The sequence below is a fragment of the Ensifer adhaerens genome, assembly GCF_000697965.2.
Lineage (GTDB): Bacteria > Pseudomonadota > Alphaproteobacteria > Rhizobiales > Rhizobiaceae > Ensifer > Ensifer adhaerens.
In genome coordinates this window covers 1782226-1801036 of sequence record NZ_CP015880.1, presented here as the reverse complement: position 1 = coordinate 1801036, position 18811 = coordinate 1782226, and the positions used below count along the sequence as shown (strand labels likewise).

General features: G+C 62.4%; 16 protein-coding genes. 12 read left to right on the top strand and 4 right to left on the bottom strand.

Annotation, left to right across the window (positions count from 1 at the left end):
• The first annotated feature begins 105 nt into the window (after positions 1–105).
• Positions 106–1536 (top strand): NADP-dependent phosphogluconate dehydrogenase, encoded by a 1431-nt coding sequence (gene gndA, locus FA04_RS08595; RefSeq protein ID WP_034788404.1) that lies wholly within the window; start codon positions 106–108, stop codon positions 1534–1536.
• An 82-nt stretch (positions 1537–1618) separates the two neighbouring features.
• Here the strand turns inward: gndA and FA04_RS08590 are convergent, their stop codons facing one another.
• The 4 genes from FA04_RS08590 to FA04_RS08575 all read right to left on the bottom strand — a co-directional run bounded on the left by FA04_RS08590 (position 1619) and on the right by FA04_RS08575 (position 5467).
• Positions 1619–1816, bottom strand: a complete 198-nt coding sequence (locus tag FA04_RS08590) for a hypothetical protein (protein WP_064816996.1) — start codon at positions 1814–1816, stop codon at positions 1619–1621.
• 170 nt (positions 1817–1986) lie between these two features.
• Positions 1987–2442, bottom strand: coding sequence for a hypothetical protein (locus FA04_RS08585; protein WP_127889099.1), 456 nt, complete (start codon positions 2440–2442; stop codon positions 1987–1989).
• Positions 2443–2676: 234 nt separating this feature from the next.
• The gene (locus FA04_RS08580; RefSeq protein WP_034788408.1) at positions 2677–4299 is read right to left on the bottom strand and encodes an ABC-F family ATP-binding cassette domain-containing protein; all 1623 of its coding nucleotides are present in this window, start codon (positions 4297–4299) and stop codon (positions 2677–2679) included.
• Positions 4300–4411: 112 nt separating this feature from the next.
• The gene (locus FA04_RS08575; RefSeq protein WP_034788411.1) at positions 4412–5467 is read right to left on the bottom strand and encodes a LacI family transcriptional regulator; all 1056 of its coding nucleotides are present in this window, start codon (positions 5465–5467) and stop codon (positions 4412–4414) included.
• A 520-nt stretch (positions 5468–5987) separates the two neighbouring features.
• Here FA04_RS08575 and FA04_RS08570 point away from each other — a divergent pair.
• The 11 genes from FA04_RS08570 (at position 5988) to FA04_RS08520 (ending at position 18761) form a co-directional block, all read left to right on the top strand.
• The gene (locus FA04_RS08570) at positions 5988–7223 is read left to right on the top strand and encodes an ABC transporter substrate-binding protein (protein ID WP_034788414.1); all 1236 of its coding nucleotides are present in this window, start codon (positions 5988–5990) and stop codon (positions 7221–7223) included.
• A 200-nt stretch (positions 7224–7423) separates the two neighbouring features.
• Positions 7424–8332, top strand: coding sequence for a carbohydrate ABC transporter permease (locus FA04_RS08565; RefSeq protein ID WP_034788417.1), 909 nt, complete (start codon positions 7424–7426; stop codon positions 8330–8332).
• A 115-nt stretch (positions 8333–8447) separates the two neighbouring features.
• Positions 8448–9275, top strand: a complete 828-nt coding sequence (locus FA04_RS08560) for a carbohydrate ABC transporter permease (protein WP_370689664.1) — start codon at positions 8448–8450, stop codon at positions 9273–9275.
• 4 nt (positions 9276–9279) lie between these two features.
• Entirely contained in the window at positions 9280–10374 is a 1095-nt protein-coding gene (locus FA04_RS08555; protein ID WP_034788421.1) for an ABC transporter ATP-binding protein, read from the top strand.
• A gap of 89 nt (positions 10375–10463) precedes the next feature.
• A complete protein-coding gene (locus FA04_RS08550; protein WP_034788423.1) occupies positions 10464–12938 on the top strand; it encodes a beta-mannosidase in 2475 nt (824 codons plus the stop codon).
• Between the two features lie 5 nt (positions 12939–12943).
• Complete coding sequence (locus tag FA04_RS08545) at positions 12944–13633, top strand: D-lyxose/D-mannose family sugar isomerase (RefSeq protein ID WP_034788426.1); 690 nt, start codon at positions 12944–12946, stop codon at positions 13631–13633.
• Between the two features lie 69 nt (positions 13634–13702).
• Positions 13703–14464: a sugar phosphate isomerase/epimerase family protein gene (locus FA04_RS08540; RefSeq protein WP_034788429.1), complete on the top strand. Its 762-nt coding sequence runs from the start codon at positions 13703–13705 to the stop codon at positions 14462–14464.
• A gap of 15 nt (positions 14465–14479) precedes the next feature.
• A complete protein-coding gene (locus FA04_RS08535; RefSeq protein WP_051659132.1) occupies positions 14480–15658 on the top strand; it encodes a Gfo/Idh/MocA family protein in 1179 nt (392 codons plus the stop codon).
• 129 nt (positions 15659–15787) lie between these two features.
• Positions 15788–16816 (top strand): L-glyceraldehyde 3-phosphate reductase, encoded by a 1029-nt coding sequence (gene mgrA / locus FA04_RS08530; RefSeq protein ID WP_034788432.1) that lies wholly within the window; start codon positions 15788–15790, stop codon positions 16814–16816.
• A gap of 275 nt (positions 16817–17091) precedes the next feature.
• Positions 17092–18198, top strand: coding sequence for a TRAP transporter substrate-binding protein (locus tag FA04_RS08525; protein WP_034788435.1), 1107 nt, complete (start codon positions 17092–17094; stop codon positions 18196–18198).
• A 149-nt stretch (positions 18199–18347) separates the two neighbouring features.
• Positions 18348–18761 carry a cupin domain-containing protein gene (locus tag FA04_RS08520; protein WP_034788438.1) on the top strand — a complete coding sequence of 138 codons (414 nt, stop codon included), beginning with the start codon at positions 18348–18350 and terminating at the stop codon, positions 18759–18761.
• The last annotated feature ends 50 nt before the right edge of the window (positions 18762–18811 follow it).

The following is an 18811-nucleotide window of genomic DNA, read 5'->3' as shown; positions in this document are numbered from 1 at the left end:
CTTCGACAGAGCCCCGCGCGAGGGGGCGAAGTTCAATTCGAAGGGCCGGCACAGACGCGTTTATCCCGATCGCGCCCGGCACTTCTGTCCAATGGAGGCAATCACGTGTCACAGGCGGAAATCGGCCTAATCGGTCTCGGCGTCATGGGCTCGAACCTGGCGCTCAACATCGCTGAAAAAGGCAACAAGATCGCGGTGTTCAACCGCACCGTCGAAGCGACGCACAAATTCTACGCGGAGGCCGGCGACCTCCAGGGCCAGATCGTGCCCTGCGACACCATTGAAGAGTTTGTCGCCGCCATCCGCCCGCCGCGCCCGATCATCATCATGATCAAGGCCGGTGAGCCGGTCGACCAGCAGATGGAAATCCTGAAGCCGTATCTCGCCAAGGGCGACATCATGATCGATGCCGGCAACGCCAACTTCCGCGACACGATGCGCCGCTTCGAGGCGCTGAAGGATTCGGGTCTTACCTTCATCGGCATGGGTGTTTCCGGCGGTGAGGAAGGTGCGCGCCACGGTCCGTCGATCATGGTCGGCGGCAAGGAAGAGTCCTGGAAGCGCGTCGAGACCGTGCTGACCTCGATCGCCGCCAAGTATGACAACGTGCCTTGCGTCGCCTGGCTCGGCGAAAACGGCGCCGGCCACTTCGTCAAGACCATCCACAACGGCATCGAATATGCCGACATGCAGATGATCGCCGAAATCTACGGCATCCTGCGCGACGGCTTGAAGATGTCGGCGAGCGAGATTGGCGAAGTCTTCGGCACCTGGAACAAGGGCCGCCTCAACTCCTACCTGATCGAGATCACCGAGAAGGTGCTGAAGGCTGCCGATCCTTTGACCGGCAAGCCGATCGTCGACCTGATCCTCGACAAGGCTGGCCAGAAGGGCACCGGCAAGTGGTCGGTGATCGAGGCGCAGAACATGGGCGTGCCGGCAACCGGCATCGAGGCGGCGGTTGCAGCCCGCAGCATCTCCTCGATGAAGGACGAGCGCGAAGCGGCCGAAAAGATCCTTGGCCTTCCCCAAGTCGGCGAGTTCAAGGTCGCCGACAAGGCAGCCTTCATCAAGGATCTCGAAAGCGCGCTGCTTGCCGCCAAGATCGGCGCCTATGCGCAAGGCTTTGCCGTGATGTCGGCGGCGTCCAAGGAGTTCAACTGGAACCTGCCGATGCCGACGATCGCCAAGATCTGGCGCGCCGGCTGCATCATCCGTTCGCAGTTCCTGGACGAGATCACCACCGCCTTCACCAAGGCGCCTGACGCCGCCAACCTGATCGTGACGCCGGCCTTTGCCGCCATGGTGAAGGACACCGACGGGGCACTGCGCCGCGTCGTCTCGGCCGCAGTACTCGGCGGTCTGCCGGTTCCGGCACTCGCTTCCGCACTCGGCTACTTCGACAGCTACCGCCGCGGCCGCGGCACGGCCAATGTCATCCAGGCGCAGCGCGACTTCTTCGGCGCCCATGGCTTTGACCGCGTCGACGGTGCCGACAGCCATCATGGCCCGTGGGGCAGCGGCCTCAACGCCTGACCGTTCGGGTAATCAGATCAATGCGGGGCGGCCTTCGGGTCGCCCCGTTTTCGTTTGGGCCTCGTTTTGCGTGGACGGGGTGCTAGCCTGTCATCGAGACGGGTACAGATCGTTCTGTGGTTCCCCCGCCGCCTGACGCGGTGGGATTGGAACAGGACTTGATCGGCAGGACGGTGAAAAGCGAGGCAATCATCAGCACAACGATGATCAGCACCAGCCTGTCGGTGAAGGCGGCGCGAAAGATTTGCAGCACGTAGTGTTTCGTCTTCATCGTGCCCACGCGCTTTCATCGCCATCTCATGCTGGATGGCTTGGCTGCACCGTGGACGTCATGCGTCCGTTCATGGGAATGTACGTCAGACGGAAAGCGGCCGAAAGGGCCGATTGTTGCGGGCTGAGGCTTGTGCACCGCGTGACGCCAGTTGTCCTAAAGACCCCTGGCGGGCGCGGCTAGCGCCGAGAAGCGTGGCGGTCGTCGCGGATTCGGCTGCGTTCGCCAGGGCGCTGCGAACCCCGCATCGTTTCGCGCTCATCCGCTCGACGCGGGAATGGCGTAACCGTGTTTGCCGGTGACGAGCTGCGGCGCCGTTGCCGCAGCCTACCCAGCCTCATTGGCGGATCGACAAAGATCACCAGCAGAAAGCCGATGGCCATAAGCAGATAGGCCGGGACACCGGTCGTTGCGCTGCCGACGAAGGCGCAAAGCATGGCGAACGCAAGATAGATGCCGATGGTCAAGGGATTGGACAGGAAGGCCCACGCGCGGTCAGTCAGCCTGTCTTTCCATGCAATTCTCGATGTCATGCCGAACATCACCTGTCTGAAGTGATTGGCAGCTTTTTTGTTTGCTGCGATGGCGCCCCAGCCCGTGCAATATGTGACCGGTGCATGGCGCGGCAATGACACTCAGACCTTTGGCAGCAAGAGTCGGACCAAAGTCCCATCGATTTCACGGCGCGATAAGTTAGGATCGGTGGGCGTTGCCACGGCAGCGCCACAAGAACCTAGTTTTTTCAGTACCGATTTAGAGCAGGGTCGCGTTATGCGTTTGGGTTCTGCTTGCAGGTCCTCGGTCCCGCCGAGGAAGGCGGTGACTGCGAAATGCTGGGCGCCGGCGCGCGACGCCCAGCTTGCTTTGCTTCAGCTGCGAAGACCCGGCGCTTCCTGGCCGGTCCGCTCGACATATTCCGTGTAACCGCCGCCATACTGATGGATGCCCTCGGGCGTCAGCTCCAGCACACGGTTGGAAAGGGCTGCGAGGAAGTGGCGGTCGTGCGAAACGAACAGCATCGTGCCTTCGTAGTCCGCGAGCGCCTTGATCAGCATTTCCTTGGTGTCGAGGTCGAGGTGGTTGGTCGGTTCGTCGAGAACAAGCAAATTCGGCGGGTCGAACAGCATGATCGCCATCACCAGGCGCGCCTTCTCGCCGCCGGAAAGCACCCGGCACTTCTTCTCGACATCGTCCCCGGAAAAGCCGAAGCAGCCGGCAAGCGCGCGCAGCGGCGCCTGGCCCGCCTGCGGGAAGGTGTCTTCGAGCTGCTGCAGCACCGTGCGGTCGCCATCGAGCACGTCCATGGCGTGCTGGGCGAAGTAGCCCATCTTGACGCTGGCGCCGAGCGCGACATTGCCTTCGTCCGGCTCGGTGGAACCGGCGACGAGCTTCAGAAGCGTCGACTTGCCGGCACCATTGATGCCCATGATGCACCAGCGCTCGCGGCGGCGCACCATGAAGTCGAGACCTTCATAGATGCTGCGGCTGCCGTATTTCTTGTGCACGCCTTTGATGTTGATGACGTCTTCGCCGGAACGCGGCGCCGGGCGGAATTCGAAGGCGACGGTCTGGCGGCGCTTCGGCGGCTCGACCCGGTCGATCTTTTCGAGCTTCTTTACCCGGCTCTGCACCTGGGAGGCGTGCGAGGCGCGCGCCTTGAAGCGCTCGATGAACTTGATTTCCTTGGCGAGCATCGCCTGCTGGCGCTCGAACTGCGCCTGCTGCTGCTTCTCGTTCTGAGCGCGCTGCTGCTCGTAGAAGCCGTAGTCGCCCGAGTAGGCATTGAGCTGACCGCCGTCGATCTCGATGATCTTGGTGATGATGCGGTTCATGAACTCGCGGTCGTGCGAGGTCATCATCAGCGCGCCGTCATAGTTCTTGAGGAAGTCTTCGAGCCAGATCAGGCTTTCGAGATCCAGGTGGTTGCTCGGTTCGTCGAGCAGCATCACGTCCGGCCGCATCAGGAGAATGCGGGCAAGCGCCACGCGCATCTTCCAGCCGCCCGAGAGCTTGCCGACGTCACCGTCCATCATTTCCTGGGAAAAGCTCAGGCCCGCCAGCACTTCGCGGGCGCGGCCTTCCAGCGCGTAGCCGTCAAGCTCTTCATAGCGTGCCTGCACCTCGCCGTAGCGCTCGATGATCGCGTCCATCTCGTCGAGGCGATCCGGATCGACCATGGCGGCTTCGAGCTCGCGCAGCTCGGCGGCGACTTCGCTCACCGGTCCGGCGCCGTTCATCACTTCGGAAACAGCGCTGTTGCCGGACATCTCGCCGACGTCCTGGTTGAAGTAGCCGATGGTGACGCCCTTATCGACGGCGACCTGGCCTTCGTCCGGTATTTCCTCGCCGGTGATCATGCGAAAGAGCGAGGACTTGCCGGCGCCGTTCGGGCCGACGAGGCCGACCTTTTCACCGCGGTTAAGCGCGGCGGAGGCTTCGATGAAAAGGATGCGGTGGCTGAGCTGCTTGCTGATGTTTTCGATACGGATCATGTCTGCGGTAGCCTGAAGGGAGGAGCGGGGCGCAGTCGCGCCCAATTGTTGCCCCGGCCTGTCGCAGGTTTCTGCGTCACAAGCAAGACTTGAGGGCTGTTTTCAGCCGTTCCTAGGCGCGCAAGCCACGCGTGATCGGCGGCTGGAACTCGGGCTGGCTGAGGCTCTGCAGCGTTTCTGGCGGCTGGCCGTCGATGTGGCCGATGACTGCCTTGGCCAGTTCCCGACCGGCCACGCGGATGTCCTCGTACATGGTCATGACTTCCGGGCGCAGCCAGCGCAGGAAGTCGCTCGGTGACTTCGAGACCATGTCGCAGTCTTCGCCGAGCTTCTTCTTGGCCATTTCCAGGCCGGCAATCAAAGCGATCGCACCGGAGCCGCTGCCCGAAACGATGCCGTCGGGCGCGTCCGCCGAGCGCATCAGGGGCTCGAAGGCGTCGCGGATCTCGACCAGCGAATGGTCAATGTTGGTCTGGTGGAAGCCGACTGCATCCGCCTGGAAATCGCGAAGCCCACGCTCGAAACCGGCGCGCATGTGTGAATAGAAGGTGAGGTGCGGCGGCGGCTCGAGCAGCACCAGCTTCCGCCGGCCGCGCGCCACCAGTTTGCGTACCGCCTCGTAGGCGAAACGCTCGTTGTCGAAGTCGTGATAGGGGTGAACGATCCCCATTTCGGTGCGGCCGTGCGTGACGAAGGGCAGTCCGCGTTCGGTGAGCAGCGCCACGCGCGGATCGTGCGGCTCGGTGCGCGAAATGATCACGCCGTCTGCGGCACCCGTGTCGAGGATATAGCGGATCGGCGCCAGCGCGTCCTTGACGGCGCTATAGGGGGTGACGACCAGGTGGTAGGGCGTGCCGGCAAGGATCTCGGTGATGCCGACGACCATCGGGCTGGTGATGCCCATGATCTCTTCTTCCAGCGTCAATACGAGACTGATGACATTGGTCTTGCCGGTTCTCAGGCGCACGCCGGCGCGGTTCGGCTGGTAGCCGATCTGTTTGGCGACGAGCCGCACACGCTCCTTGGTTTCCGCACCGATATCGGGCGCATCCTTCAACGCCCGCGAAACCGTAGTGATGCCGAGCCCGGTCATGAAGGCGATCGTCTTCAGTGTCGGACGGGCTCCATCCGGCAGTCTCTGCGGCCTGTTTTTCGTCTTGTTGTCCATTGCCGTCACCCGCCCACTCTCTTGCCGCCCGCCGCCAGATTGCCCATCCGGCAGCGAAACGCGTCGGTTCAGTTCCATCCGCCGCGCCGTCGCCCTGTCACGTCATCGCGTTATATACGAAAAGTCGGTGGCGGCTATGCTGCTTTGGATGGATCAAATTGCTTCAAATCTGTAACGATACAGTTGCGATGTCGAGCGTTTTCGTTGCTGCGCTGCGAAAGATGGAGCGGACTGGTTGAATCGGAAGTTTTGGCGCATGTTTTTTGCGCTTGCGAGATGGCGCCTCCGATGCCGGTGCGCCATTGTTGCGGAAAATATATGTATTTCAGCGCGATGAAAGGGATTCCTGCTGGCCGCGTGGGTGCCGCCATTGCGCACAAAGCGCTTTGGAACGCGGCTGCCGTATGCACGCAATGGGTGTTTTTTAAGATTCTGTTTAAATCGATTGTGGTGGGTGTTGCGTCCTGTAATCGATTGCACTAAGTTTTTTACGGTAACGTTACAGTGAGGGAGGAGACTCATGAATTTACGTTCTTTCGCCGCCGTGCTTTCAGCCGCCGTGGCCCTGCCGCTCAGCGCAGCCAACGCTGTCGATCTTGAAGTGACCCATTGGTGGACCTCGGGCGGCGAAGCTGCCGCGGTCGCGGAACTCGCCAAGGCCTTCGATGCGACGGGCAATCACTGGGTCGACGGCGCGATCGCCGGTTCTGGCGGCACCGCCCGTCCGATCATGATCAGCCGCATCACCGGTGGCGACCCGATGGGCGCCACGCAGTTCAACCATGGTCGCCAGGCCGAGGAACTGGTTCAGGCCGGGCTGATGCGTGATCTCACCGATGTCGCAACCCTCGAGAAGTGGAAGGACATCATCAAGCCGGTGAGCCTGCTCGATTCCTGCACGATCGACGGCAAGATCTATTGCGCCCCGGTCAACATCCACTCCTGGCAGTGGCTGTGGCTGTCGAATGCGGCCTTCAAGACGGCCGGCGTCGAGGTTCCGAAGAACTGGGATGAATTCGTAGCCGCGGCGCCCGCGCTCGAAAAGGCAGGCATCGTGCCGCTCGCCGTCGGCGGTCAGCCGTGGCAGGCAGCCGGCGCCTTCGACGTGCTGATGGTGGCGATCGCCGGCAAGGACACCTTCCAGAAGGTGTTCGGCGACAAGGACGAGGAAGTGGCCGCAGGCCCCGAGATCGCCAAGGTCTTCAAGGCTGCCGACGATGCCCGCCGCATGTCGAAGGGCTCCAACGTCCAGGACTGGAACCAGGCGACCAATATGGTCATCACCGGCAAGGCCGGCGGCCAGATCATGGGCGACTGGGCGCAGGGTGAATTCGCGCTTGCCGGCCAGAAGGCCGGAACCGACTACACCTGCCTGCCGGGCCTCGGCGTCAACGAGATCATCTCGACCGGTGGCGACGCCTTCTACTTCCCGCTTCTGAAGGACGAGGAAAAGTCGAAGGCGCAGGAAGCGCTGGCCTCGACGCTGCTCGATCCGAAGACGCAGGTCGCCTTCAACCTCAAGAAGGGTTCGCTGCCGGTGCGCGGCGACGTCGATCTGGCGGCTGCCAACGACTGCATGAAGAAGGGGCTGGACATTCTTGCCAAGGGCAACGTGATCCAGGGTACCGACCAGCTGCTTTCGGCCGACAGCCAGAAGCAGAAGGAAGACCTGTTCTCCGAATTCTTCGCCAACCCGTCGATCACGCCGGAAGACGCGCAGAAGCGCTTCGCCGACATCATCGCGAACGCGGAATAACCGCAACTGCCTTGGCCGGCCTCTTTGAAAACGAGGCCGGTCAAAGCCTCCCATTCGGCAGGATGTGCCGGTCGTCCGCGCGTGATGCGTTTGCGGGCCCCATGGGAGTGGTTGTCGCCCTGATGTGGCAGAGCGCTGCGCGCTGAGTGCGCGGGGCTGCCCATCGTCCGAAACCCAATGCAGTTCCGGAGGAACGAAACATGGCGGGTTACACACAAGGTTCGGGCCGACCGAACCAGTGGCTGCGGAACCTGAACGCGAAGATTGCCTCCGTCCCGATGATTCTGACGGCCGTGGTGATCTTCCTCGGCGGCACGATCTGGACGGTCGTCTATTCCTTCACCAATTCCAAGCTGTTGCCGCGGCTCTCATTCGTCGGCCTCGATCAGTACGAGCGCCTCTGGGCGGCGCCGCGCTGGCTGATTTCGGTGCAGAATCTGGCAATCTACGGCATCTTCTCGCTGATCTTCAGCCTGCTGATCGGCTTCGTGCTGGCCGCATTGATGGACCAGAAGATCCGCTTCGAAAATACCTTCCGCACCATCATGCTCTATCCCTTCGCCCTGTCCTTCATCGTGACGGGCTTGGTCTGGCAATGGCTGCTCAATCCGGAATTCGGCATCCAGTCGGTGGTGCGCTCGCTCGGCTGGGAAAGCTTCACCTTCGACCCGCTCTATAATGCCGACATCGTTATCTACGGCATCCTGATCGCAGCCCTCTGGCAGGGCACCGGGCTCGTCATGTGCCTGATGCTCGCAGGTCTTCGCGGCATCGACGAGGACATCTGGAAGGCCGCGCGCGTCGACGGCATACCCATGTGGAAGACCTACATCTTCGTCGTCATTCCGATGATGCGCGGCGTCTTCATCACCACGCTGGTGATCATCGCCAGCGGCATCGTCAAGGTTTACGACCTGGTGGTGGCGCAGACGAGCGGCGGTCCCGGCATCGCGTCGGAAGTGCCTGCAAAATATGTCTACGACTACATGTTCCAGGCGCAGAACCTCGGTCAGGGCTTTGCCGCCTCGACGATGATGCTCATCACCGTCGCCATCATCATCGTGCCTTGGGCCTATCTGGAATTCGGGGGAGGGCGCAAGCGTGTCTGATATCGTTGCTTTCAATTCGGTGACTGAAGAGGCCGCACTGCAGGCGCAGACAAACCGGGTCGTCGCCGGCCCCCGCGGCGCCAAGCCCCGCCGGGCGTTGTCTGGCCGCAACATCATGATCTACGGCACGCTGATTGTCGTGGCGCTGTACTACCTGCTGCCGCTCTACGTGATGGTCATGACTTCGCTCAAGGGCATGCCGGAAATCCGGCTCGGCAACATCTTTGCCCCGCCGGTTGAAATCACCTTCGAGCCTTGGGCAAAGGCCTGGGCGAGCGCCTGCACGGGGCTCAACTGCGACGGCCTTTCGCGCGGCTTTTGGAACTCGGTGCGCATCACCGTTCCTTCGACGATCGTCTCGATCGCGATCGCCTCGGTCAACGGTTATGCGCTCGCCAACTGGCGCTTCAAGGGGGCGGAGCTGTTCTTCACCATCCTGATCGTCGGCGCCTTCATTCCCTATCAGGTGATGATCTATCCGATCGTCATCGTACTGCGGGAAATGGGCATCTACGGCACGCTCACCGGCCTCATCCTCGTGCACACCATCTTCGGCATGCCGATCCTGACGCTGCTCTTCCGCAACTATTTCGCCGGCCTGCCGGAGGAACTGTTCAAGGCCGCGCGCGTCGATGGCGCCGGCTTCTGGACGATCTATTTCAAGATCATGCTGCCGATGTCACTGCCGATCTTCGTCGTGGCGATGATCCTGCAGGTCACCGGCATCTGGAACGACTTCCTGTTCGGCGTCGTGTTCACCCGGCCGGAATACTACCCGATGACGGTTCAGCTCAACAACATCGTCAATTCGGTCCAGGGCGTGAAGGAATACAACGTCAACATGGCGGCGACGATCCTGACCGGGGCGGTTCCGCTCTTCGTCTACTTCGTCTCCGGACGGCTTTTTGTCCGCGGCATCGCCGCCGGCGCAGTGAAAGGGTAACAACATGCAAAACGTCAGCGTATCGGTCAAAGACCTGTCGTTGAGCTTCGGTGCCGTCACTGTGCTCGACACGCTCAACCTCGACATCAAGGACGGCGAGTTCCTGGTGCTGCTCGGCTCGTCCGGCTGCGGCAAATCGACCTTGCTGAACTGCATCGCCGGGCTGCTCGATGTCAGCGACGGGCAGATCTTCATCAAGAACAAGAACGTCACCTGGGAGGAGCCCAAGGACCGCGGCATCGGCATGGTGTTCCAGTCCTACGCGCTCTATCCGCAGATGTCGGTGGAGAAGAACCTCTCCTTCGGCCTGCAGGTCGCCAAGGTGCCGAAGGAAGAGATCGACAAGCGCGTCAGCCGCGCCGCCGAGATCCTGCAGATCCAGCCGCTCTTGAAGCGCAAGCCTTCGGAACTCTCGGGCGGCCAGCGCCAGCGTGTGGCGATCGGCCGGGCGCTGGTGCGCGATGTCGACGTGTTCCTGTTCGACGAGCCGCTCTCCAACCTCGACGCCAAGCTGCGCTCGGAACTGCGCGTCGAGATCAAGCGGCTGCACCAGTCGCTGAAGAACACGATGATCTACGTCACCCATGACCAGATCGAGGCCTTGACGCTTGCCGACCGCATCGCGGTCATGAAGAGCGGCGTGATCCAGCAGCTTGCCGATCCGATGACGATCTACAACGCGCCGGAAAACCTGTTCGTCGCCGGCTTCATCGGCTCGCCGTCGATGAACTTCTTTCGCGGCGAACTGCAGCTGCGCGACCAGCGCGCCTACGTCCACGCCAACGGCGTCGATTTCGACGTGTCGGCCTATCCGTCGCGCGCGCCCTTCGTGCATGGCCAGAAGGTGGTGCTGGGCTTGAGGCCCGAGCATGTGCGCGTCGACGAAGCGGCAAGTGGCGCGCCGGCCTCGCACCGGGCGGTCGTCGATATCGAGGAGCCGATGGGCGCCGACAATCTGCTGTGGCTGAAGCTTGCCGGACAGTCGATGTCGGTTCGTATCGCCGGCCAGCGGCGCTACGCGCCGGGCACGGCGGTCACGCTTTCCTTCGACATGGGCGTCGCCTCGATCTTCGATGCGACAAGCGAGAACCGACTCTGAAATAAGGGGATGCGGGGCGGCCACCGCTGCCCGGCACCTCCCAGCAATGACTGTGCCGGCGTGGCCGGTCGATCTATGGAACCATGCGCATGCTCTCTGAGGATTTCACCCGCACCGCCATTCGTCTCGATCTCGCAGGGGATTGGCAACTTTCTTCCGTCGACAATAGCCATGCGCTGGCAATGGAGTTGCCGGGCGATGTGCATTCGGCGCTGCTGAAGGCCGGCGTGATCGACGACCCGTATGTGGGGCGCAACGAGAACGACGTGCAGTGGGTGGCGCACAAGGACTGGGTGATCGAGCGCACGGTCACGGTCGGTGCCGACGACATTGCCGGCTACTGGTATCTCGACCTTGAATACCTCGACACGGTTGCCTCGGTGTTCGTCAATGACAAGCTGGTGCTTGAAGCGGAGAATTGCTTCCGCCGCTATCGCCCGGATGTCTCGAAGACGCTGGTTGCAGGCGAGAACCGCATCCGCATCGTGTTGCATTCCTCGATTGCCGAAGGCGCGCGGCGGCAGGCGGAGCAGCCCTTCTACGTGCCCTATCACCCTGGCAATTCACCGATCGCCAACGGCAATATGCTGCGCAAACCCCAGTGCCATTTCGGCTGGGACTGGAACCTCGCGATCGCGCCGCTCGGCGTCTACGGAGAGATCGCCCTTTGCCGGCTGGAGATCGCCCGCATCGAGCATGTGACGAGCAAGCAGGTCTGGCTGGAGGATGGCAGCGTCGATCTGGTGGTGACGCTGACGCTCTTTGCCGATGGGCCGGGCATTGTGCCGGTGCACTTCTCGCTCGATGAGGACCGCGAACGGCTCGATTGCGCCGTCGGCAAGGGCGAGACCCGCATCACCCATGTCTTCACCATGAGCGAGCCCAAGCGCTGGTGGCCGGCTGGAAGCGGCGAGCAGCATCTGTCGCGGCTGACCGTCGAGGTGCCGCAGGAGCAGGTGACGCGTCAGATCGGTTTCCGCACCGTCGAGCTTCTGACCGACAAGGACGAGGCCGGCAGCCGCTTCGCCTTCCGCGTCAACGGCCGCGAGATCTTCTGCAAGGGCGCCAACTGGATCCCGGCCGATGCGCTGGCGTCGCGGGTGACGCGCGAAGGCGTCGAAGACCTTTTGACCTCGGCTGTCGATGCCAACATGAACATGATCCGCGTCTGGGGCGGCGGCTTCTACGAGCCGGACTGGTTCTACGATCTGTGCGACCGACTGGGCCTCATGGTCTGGCAGGACTTCATGTTCGCCTGCAACCTCTATCCTTCGACGCCGGATTTCCTGGAGAATGTCGCAGCCGAGGTGGACTACCAGGCCAAGCGCCTGTCGTCGCATCCGTCGATCGCGGTCTGGTGTGGCGACAACGAGCTCGTCGGCGCGCTCACCTGGTTCGATGAGCCGCGCAAGGATCGCGACCGTTATCTCGTCTCCTATGACCGGCTGAACCGCACCATCGAGGTGGCGCTGAAGGCGGCGCTGCCCGAAGCGATCTGGTGGCCGTCGAGCCCGGCGTCGGGATATCTCGACTTCGGCGACGCCTGGCATGCCGATGGTTCCGGCGACATGCACTACTGGTCGGTCTGGCACGAAAACAAGTCCTTCGACAATTACCGCACCGTGCGGCCGCGCTTCTGCTCGGAGTTCGGCTTCCAGTCCTATACGTCGATGCCGGTCATCCGGCAGTTTTCGGCCGAGAAGGACCTCAATATCGCGTCGCCCGTGATCGAGAGCCACCAGAAGAATGTCGGCGGCAACGAGCGCATCGCCGGCACGATGTTCCGCTACTTCCGCTTCCCCAAGGATTTTCCGGCCTTCGTCTATCTCAGCCAGGTGCAGCAGGGGCTGGCGATCCGCACGGCCGTCGACTACTGGCGCTCGCTGAAGCCCCATTGCATGGGCACGCTCTACTGGCAGCTCAACGACACCTGGCCAGTCGCCTCCTGGTCGAGCCTCGACTATGGCGGCAGCTGGAAGGCGATGCACTACATGGTCCGTCGCTTCTTCCAGCCGGTCTCGGTCGCAGCGATCCCATCGGCAGATGGAAAGGAAATCGCCTTCTCGATGGTCAACGATACGGCAGAGCCGGTGACCGTCGAGCTGCAGACCTTCCTGGTTTCGCTCGATGGCCAGCGCACGCCGCTCGCGGCGGTCGCCGGTACCTGCAGCCCGGACCGGGCGGCAACGCTGGCGACGATCGCGGCTTTCGACATTCCGGAAGGCGACCTGCTGTTCTGGTCGTTCGAGGCATCGAACGGCATGCGCGGTGAGGGGCACCACGTCAACGGCACCTACAAGGCGCTCGACCTCAAGCCGTCCGGCCTGACACTCGATGTCGCGCCCGCAGGCGAAGGCGCCTTCGACGTCACGGTCAAGGCGAGCGGCTTGGCGCTGCATGTGATGATCGAGGCGGATGTGGCCGGGCGCTATTCCGACAACGCCTTCGACCTCTTGGCCGGCGAGACGAAGGTCATCCGTTTTACCCCGAAGGTGCCGTTTGACGCAGGTGAGCTGCCGCGCTTTTCCGCCTTCGATCTCGAATCCTGCCAGGGAAAGGGTTGACCGCCATGAAACGCAGCCACGTCAACGACATCATCGCCGAGAGCGATGCCTTCATGAAGAGCTTCGGCTTCACCCTGCCACCCTTTGCCTACTGGTCGCCGGAGCAACTGAAGGCGCGCGTCGCTTCCGACAGTCCGACGATCTTTGATGCCCGGCTCGGCTGGGACATTACCGACTATGGCAAGGGCCGCTTCGAGGAGTTCGGGCTGGTGCTCTTCACGCTGCGCAACGGCAATGCCGCCAATCTGAAGACCGGGCAGGGCATGGTTTACGCCGAGAAGCTGATGATCACCGCCAAGGACCAGGTCAACCCGCTGCACCGTCACGCGGTCAAGACCGAGGACATCATCAACCGTGGCGGCGGTTCGCTGGTGCTGCAGATGTACAATTCCAAACCGGACGGCTCGGTTGACGAGGAGAGCGACGTCGTTGTCGCGACCGATGCACGGCTGCGCACGCTGAAAGCTGGCGACCTGCTGAAGCTCAAGGCCGGTGAAAGCGTCACGCTTCTCCCTGGCAACTGGCACGCCTTCTGGGCCGAGGGCGCCGACGTGCTGATGGGCGAAGTATCGACCGTCAACGACGATCTCACCGACAACTATTTCCGCGAGCCGGTCGGTCGCTTCTCGGCGATCGAGGAGGACGCAGGCCCCGCCCACCTCTTGGTGTCGGACTACGATACCTGGCTCAGGTGATACCGAGACCCCAACAACCCCAAGATCCCACTATCCCAAGACCCCCAGGACGAAATCGAGGAGGATTTCATGAAGGACGTCAGTTTCCAGCTTTATAGCGCTCGCAATTTCCCGCCTTTCGCCAATGTGCTGAAAGCACTCGGCGACGCCGGCTACAGCCAGGTCGAAGGTTACGGCGCGCTTTACGCAGCGCTCAGCGACGCCGAGATCGCCAGCTTCAAGGAAGGTCTCGACGACAATGGCCTCGCCATGCCGACCGCGCACTTTGGCCTGGACATGCTCGAAAGCGATCCGGCCCGCGTGCTCGAAATCGCCAAGGCGCTCGGCATCAAGGCGATCTATTGCCCCTACCTGATGCCCGACCAGCGCCCGACCGATGCCGCCGGCTGGCGCGCCTTCGGCGAGCGGCTGCAGAAGGCCGGCAAGCCCTATCGTGATGCCGGGCTGATCTTCGGCTGGCACAACCACGACTTCGAGTTCGCGGCCCTTCCGGATGGCAGTATTCCGCAGGACCTGATCTTTGCGGGCGGACCGGATCTCTCCTGGGAGGCCGATATCGCCTGGATCATCCGCGGCGGCGCCGATCCGATCGCCTGGATCAAGAAGTATGGCGACCGCATCACCGCCGTGCATGTGAAGGACATCGCGCCGACAGGCGAGAAGAAGGACGAGGACGGCTGGGCCGATGTCGGCGAGGGCACGGTCGACTGGAAAGGCCTGTTTGCGGCACTTTCCGGCACGAAGGCCCGCTACTTCATCGCCGAGCACGACAACCCGAGTGATTTCAAGCGCTTCGCCAAGCGTTCGCTCGCCTCCATCCAATCCTATTGAGAAGCAGGTTTATCCATGACCAAGGAACTTGGCGTCGGCATCATCGGATGCGGCAACATCTCCACCACCTACTTCAAGCTTGCCCCGCTTTTCCGGGGCATCAAGGTTGTCGCCTGCGCCGACATCAACCCGGCGGCAGCCGAGGCGCGGGCGGCCGAATACGGCGTTAAAGCTGAGAGCATCGAGGCGCTGCTCGCCAATCCCGATGTCGACATCGTCGTCAACCTGACCATTCCGGACGCGCACTATCCGGTCTCCAAGGCAATCCTCGAAGCCGGCAAACACGTCTATTCGGAAAAGCCGCTGGTGCTCTCCCTGGAGCAGGGCGAGGAGTTGAGGGCGATCGCCAAGGCGAAGGGCCTTTCCGTCGGCTGCGCGCCGGACACCTTCCTCGGCGGCGCGCATCAGCTTGCCCGTAGCTATGTTGACGCGGGCAAGATCGGCCGGGTGACCTCGGGCACCTGCCACGTCATGAACCCGGGCATGGAGATGTGGCATCCGAACCCGGACTTCTTCTTCCTGCCCGGCGGCGGCCCGATCCTCGATCTCGGTCCCTACTACATCGCCAACCTGATCAACCTGATCGGTCCGGTGAAGCGCGTGGCGGCGCTCGCCACCATGGCCAACCCGACCCGCACGATCACCAGCGAACCGCGCAAGGGCGAGGTGATCCCGGTCAGGACGCCCACCAACATCCACGCGCTGCTCGAATTTGAGAACGGCGCGACGATCACGCTGTCGGCCAGCTGGGATGTCTGGTCGCACCGCCATGCCAACATGGAGCTTTACGGCACCGAAGGCTCGCTCTACGTGCCCGACCCGAACTTCTTCGGCGGCACGGTGGAAGCAAGCGGCCGCGACAAGAAAATCGAGCCGCTGGAGCCCTGGGATCATCCTTTCGGTGTTGCCAACCAGGAGCATCCGCAGGGGCCGATGGCGAATTACCGCACCGCCGGCCTTGCCGACATGGCGCTCGCCATCCTCGAAGGCCGCGATGCCCGCTGCTCGCTCGACCGCGCGCTGCACGGCGTCGACGTCATGGTGTCGATCCTGAAATCTGGCGAGGAGGGACGTTTCGTCGAACTCTCCACCACCTGCACCCAGCCGGCCGCCCTCGGCATCGAGGAAGCTCGGGCACTCTTGCGCGAGACCGAAGAAGAAATGTCGGGAAATCGCGTCGCTGCCGCTTCATAGCGACACCGGAGAGGTTTAGACCTTTGTGAACTGAGGTTTCCGTAGCGGCCAACCGCTACGGAAACCGTTTCATTTTTGAGGGTGGCGGACGAGTTCGCCATCCGGAGATCGATCGCGGAGGATTGTGCGATGACCTGGCTACCGGCGGAAAACCGCTACGACACCATGAAATATAACCGTCTCGGCCGTTCCGGCCTGAAGCTGCCGGCGATCTCGCTGGGGCTTTGGCACAATTTCGGTGGCGACACACCGCATGACCGCAAGGTCGACATGTGCCGCACGGCGTTCGATCTGGGCATCACCCATTTCGACCTCGCCAACAATTACGGCCCGCCTCCGGGCTCGGCCGAGACTGCCTTCGGCGAAATCATGCGCACGGACTTCGCGCACTTGCGCGACGAACTGATCATCTCGTCCAAGGCTGGCTACGACATGTGGGCCGGCCCTTACGGCGAATGGGGCAGCCGCAAATACATGATCGCATCCTGCGACCAGAGCCTGAAGCGCATGGGCCTCGACTATGTCGACATCTTCTATTCGCACCGTTTCGACCCTGAGACGCCGCTCGAAGAAACCTGCGGTGCGCTCGACCATATCGTGCGTTCGGGCCGGGCGCTCTATGTGGGGATTTCCTCCTACAACTCGCAGCGCACCCGCGAAGCCGCCGCGATCCTTAAGGATCTCGGCACGCCTTGCCTCATCCACCAGCCGAGCTACTCCATGCTCAACCGCTGGATCGAGGACGATGGGCTGATCCATACGCTCGAAGATCTCGGCATCGGCTCGATCGTTTTCTCGCCGCTCGCCCAGGGCATGCTGACGACGAAGTATCTTGGCGGCATCCCGTCTGATAGCCGCGCGGCGCAGAACCACTTCCTGAAGAAGGACTTCATCCGCCCCGAGATCATCGACAACATCCGCAAGCTGAACGGTATCGCCGAAAAGCGCGGCCAGACGCTGGCGCAGATGGCGCTTGCCTGGGTGCTGCGCAACGGCCGGATCACCTCGGCACTGATCGGCGCCAGCCGCTCCGAGCAGATCGTCGATTGCGTCAAGGCGCTCGAAAACGACACGTTCACGGCCGACGAACTGGCCGAGATCGATCTCTATGCGCGCGAGGCGGACATCAACCTCTGGGCCAAGTCGGCCGAGCTCTGATTTCGACCGAAAATATTGATTTGCCTGCATTTTAGGCAAAGGACATCGCTTTCCGGCGTATTAGACAAAAGTCGAATAAACGCCGGAAAGCGGCTTCTGGACATGGTCCGGTGTTTCTGTAAGGTGCGACAATGCCTGCCGGTTGCGCTGCTGATCTCAGTCGCTTTCGGCGGGTAACGAGGAGGAGAGCCACCGTTTGTCCGGGAAGGGGCAGGGTGGATTGATGGGTAGAGGCGCGCTGCGCCCGCCCTTTGGCGAGAACTAGGGGAGGAACCATGGATCGCCGTTCATTCATTAAAAACGCAAGCCTCGGCGGCTTGGCGGCCGCAGGTGCAGCCGCGCTTGCGACACCGGCCATCGCGCAGGCAAACCCGAAGGTGAACTGGCGCCTGGCGTCGTCGTTCCCGAAGTCGCTCGACACGATCTATGGCGGCGGCGAAGTGCTGTCGAAATACGTCTCGGAGGCAACCGACGGTGCTTTCCAGATCCAGGTCTTCGCTGCCGGCGAAATCGTTCCAGGCCTGCAGGCCGCTGACGCGGCTGCTGCCGGTACGGTCGAAGCCTGCCACACGGTCGCATACTATTACTGGGGCAAGGACCCAACCTGGGCGCTCGGTGCAGCCGTTCCCTTCGCGCTCAACGCGCGCGGGATGAACGCCTGGCACTACCATGGCGGCGGTATCGACCTCTTCAACGAGTTCCTCGGCACGCAAGGCCTCGTCGGCTTCCCGGGCGGCAACACCGGTGTGCAGATGGGCGGCTGGTTCCGCAAGGAAATCAAGACGGTTGCCGACATGCAGGGCCTGAAGATGCGCATCGGTGGTTTCGCCGGCAAGGTCGTCGAGAAGCTCGGCGTCGTGCCGCAGCAGATCGCCGGCGGCGACATCTACCCGGCGCTGGAAAAGGGCACCATCGACGCTGCCGAATGGGTCGGCCCCTATGACGACGAGAAGCTTGGCTTCTACAAGGTTGCGCCCTACTACTACTATCCCGGCTGGTGGGAAGGTGGTCCGACGGTCCACGCCATGTTCAACAAGGCGGCCTTCGAAGGCTTGCCGAAGAACTACCAGTCGCTGCTGCGCACCGCCTGCCACGCCACTGACGCGAACATGCTGCAGAAGTACGATTACCTGAACCCCTCGGCGATCAAGCGCCTGGTGGCTTCGGGTGCCAAGCTCAGCCCGTTCAGCGCCGAAATCCTGTCAGCCTGCTTCGACAAGGCCAACGAGGTCTACGCGGAGATGGAAGCCTCGAACCCGACCTTCAAGAAGATCTGGGACTCGATCAAGGCTTTCCGCGGCGAGTACTACCTCAACGCCCAGATCGCCGAATACAATTACGACACCTTCATGATGATCCAGCAGCGCGGCGGCAAGCTCTAAGCTTTTCCCTCATTGCCGATTGAAACGAGCCGTTCGCGATATCCGTTGCGGGCGGCTTTTTCGTTGCCGCGCGCACGGCGTATTGCTGCGCGCCGTACTGAACGCATTTCGTGGTAGGGTTGCTGCCTCAACAGGACGGAGGAAGAACTATGCCAAGCGAAGGCCAATCGGTCGTGCTCGGTCCCGACGAGGGCCGCCGCTACGACATGGGCGCCATCCAGGCCGTCTTCAAAGCCGATGGCGCTGAAACCGCTGGTCGATTTTCGGTCTCGGAATGGTGGCTCGAGGCCAGGCACGAGGGACCGGGCGCCCACAAGCACGACGACAACGACGAGATCTTCTACGTGATCGAGGGCACGGCGAGCGTGCTCGTCGGCGACATCTGGCACCAGAAGCCGAAGGGCTCGCTGTTCGTCATCCCGCGCGGGACGATGCATGACTTCAAGAACGAGAGCGAAGCGCGCATCGGGCTGCTCAACGTTTATGTCGGCGGTCCATTCGAGGAGGCGATGCCGATGATCGTCGACTGGTACCGCGACAATCCGGCCAAGCGGCTGGATTGAACGAGTTCGGTCGTCGTCTCAGCGATTGTAGAAATGGAAAGGGCGGCTTA

Coding starts and splice junctions, on each gene's coding strand:
- FA04_RS08580 (WP_034788408.1), bottom strand. CDS start 4,299: ATGATCCGTATCGAAAACATCAGCAAGCAGCTCAGCCACCGCATCCTT.
- FA04_RS08575 (WP_034788411.1), bottom strand. CDS start 5,467: ATGGACAACAAGACGAAAAACAGGCCGCAGAGACTGCCGGATGGAGCC.
- FA04_RS08570 (WP_034788414.1), top strand. CDS start 5,988: ATGAATTTACGTTCTTTCGCCGCCGTGCTTTCAGCCGCCGTGGCCCTG.
- FA04_RS08565 (WP_034788417.1), top strand. CDS start 7,424: ATGGCGGGTTACACACAAGGTTCGGGCCGACCGAACCAGTGGCTGCGG.
- FA04_RS08560 (WP_370689664.1), top strand. CDS start 8,448: ATGATCTACGGCACGCTGATTGTCGTGGCGCTGTACTACCTGCTGCCG.
- FA04_RS08555 (WP_034788421.1), top strand. CDS start 9,280: ATGCAAAACGTCAGCGTATCGGTCAAAGACCTGTCGTTGAGCTTCGGT.
- FA04_RS08550 (WP_034788423.1), top strand. CDS start 10,464: ATGCTCTCTGAGGATTTCACCCGCACCGCCATTCGTCTCGATCTCGCA.
- FA04_RS08545 (WP_034788426.1), top strand. CDS start 12,944: ATGAAACGCAGCCACGTCAACGACATCATCGCCGAGAGCGATGCCTTC.
- FA04_RS08540 (WP_034788429.1), top strand. CDS start 13,703: ATGAAGGACGTCAGTTTCCAGCTTTATAGCGCTCGCAATTTCCCGCCT.
- FA04_RS08535 (WP_051659132.1), top strand. CDS start 14,480: ATGACCAAGGAACTTGGCGTCGGCATCATCGGATGCGGCAACATCTCC.
- mgrA (WP_034788432.1), top strand. CDS start 15,788: ATGACCTGGCTACCGGCGGAAAACCGCTACGACACCATGAAATATAAC.
- FA04_RS08525 (WP_034788435.1), top strand. CDS start 17,092: ATGGATCGCCGTTCATTCATTAAAAACGCAAGCCTCGGCGGCTTGGCG.
- FA04_RS08520 (WP_034788438.1), top strand. CDS start 18,348: ATGCCAAGCGAAGGCCAATCGGTCGTGCTCGGTCCCGACGAGGGCCGC.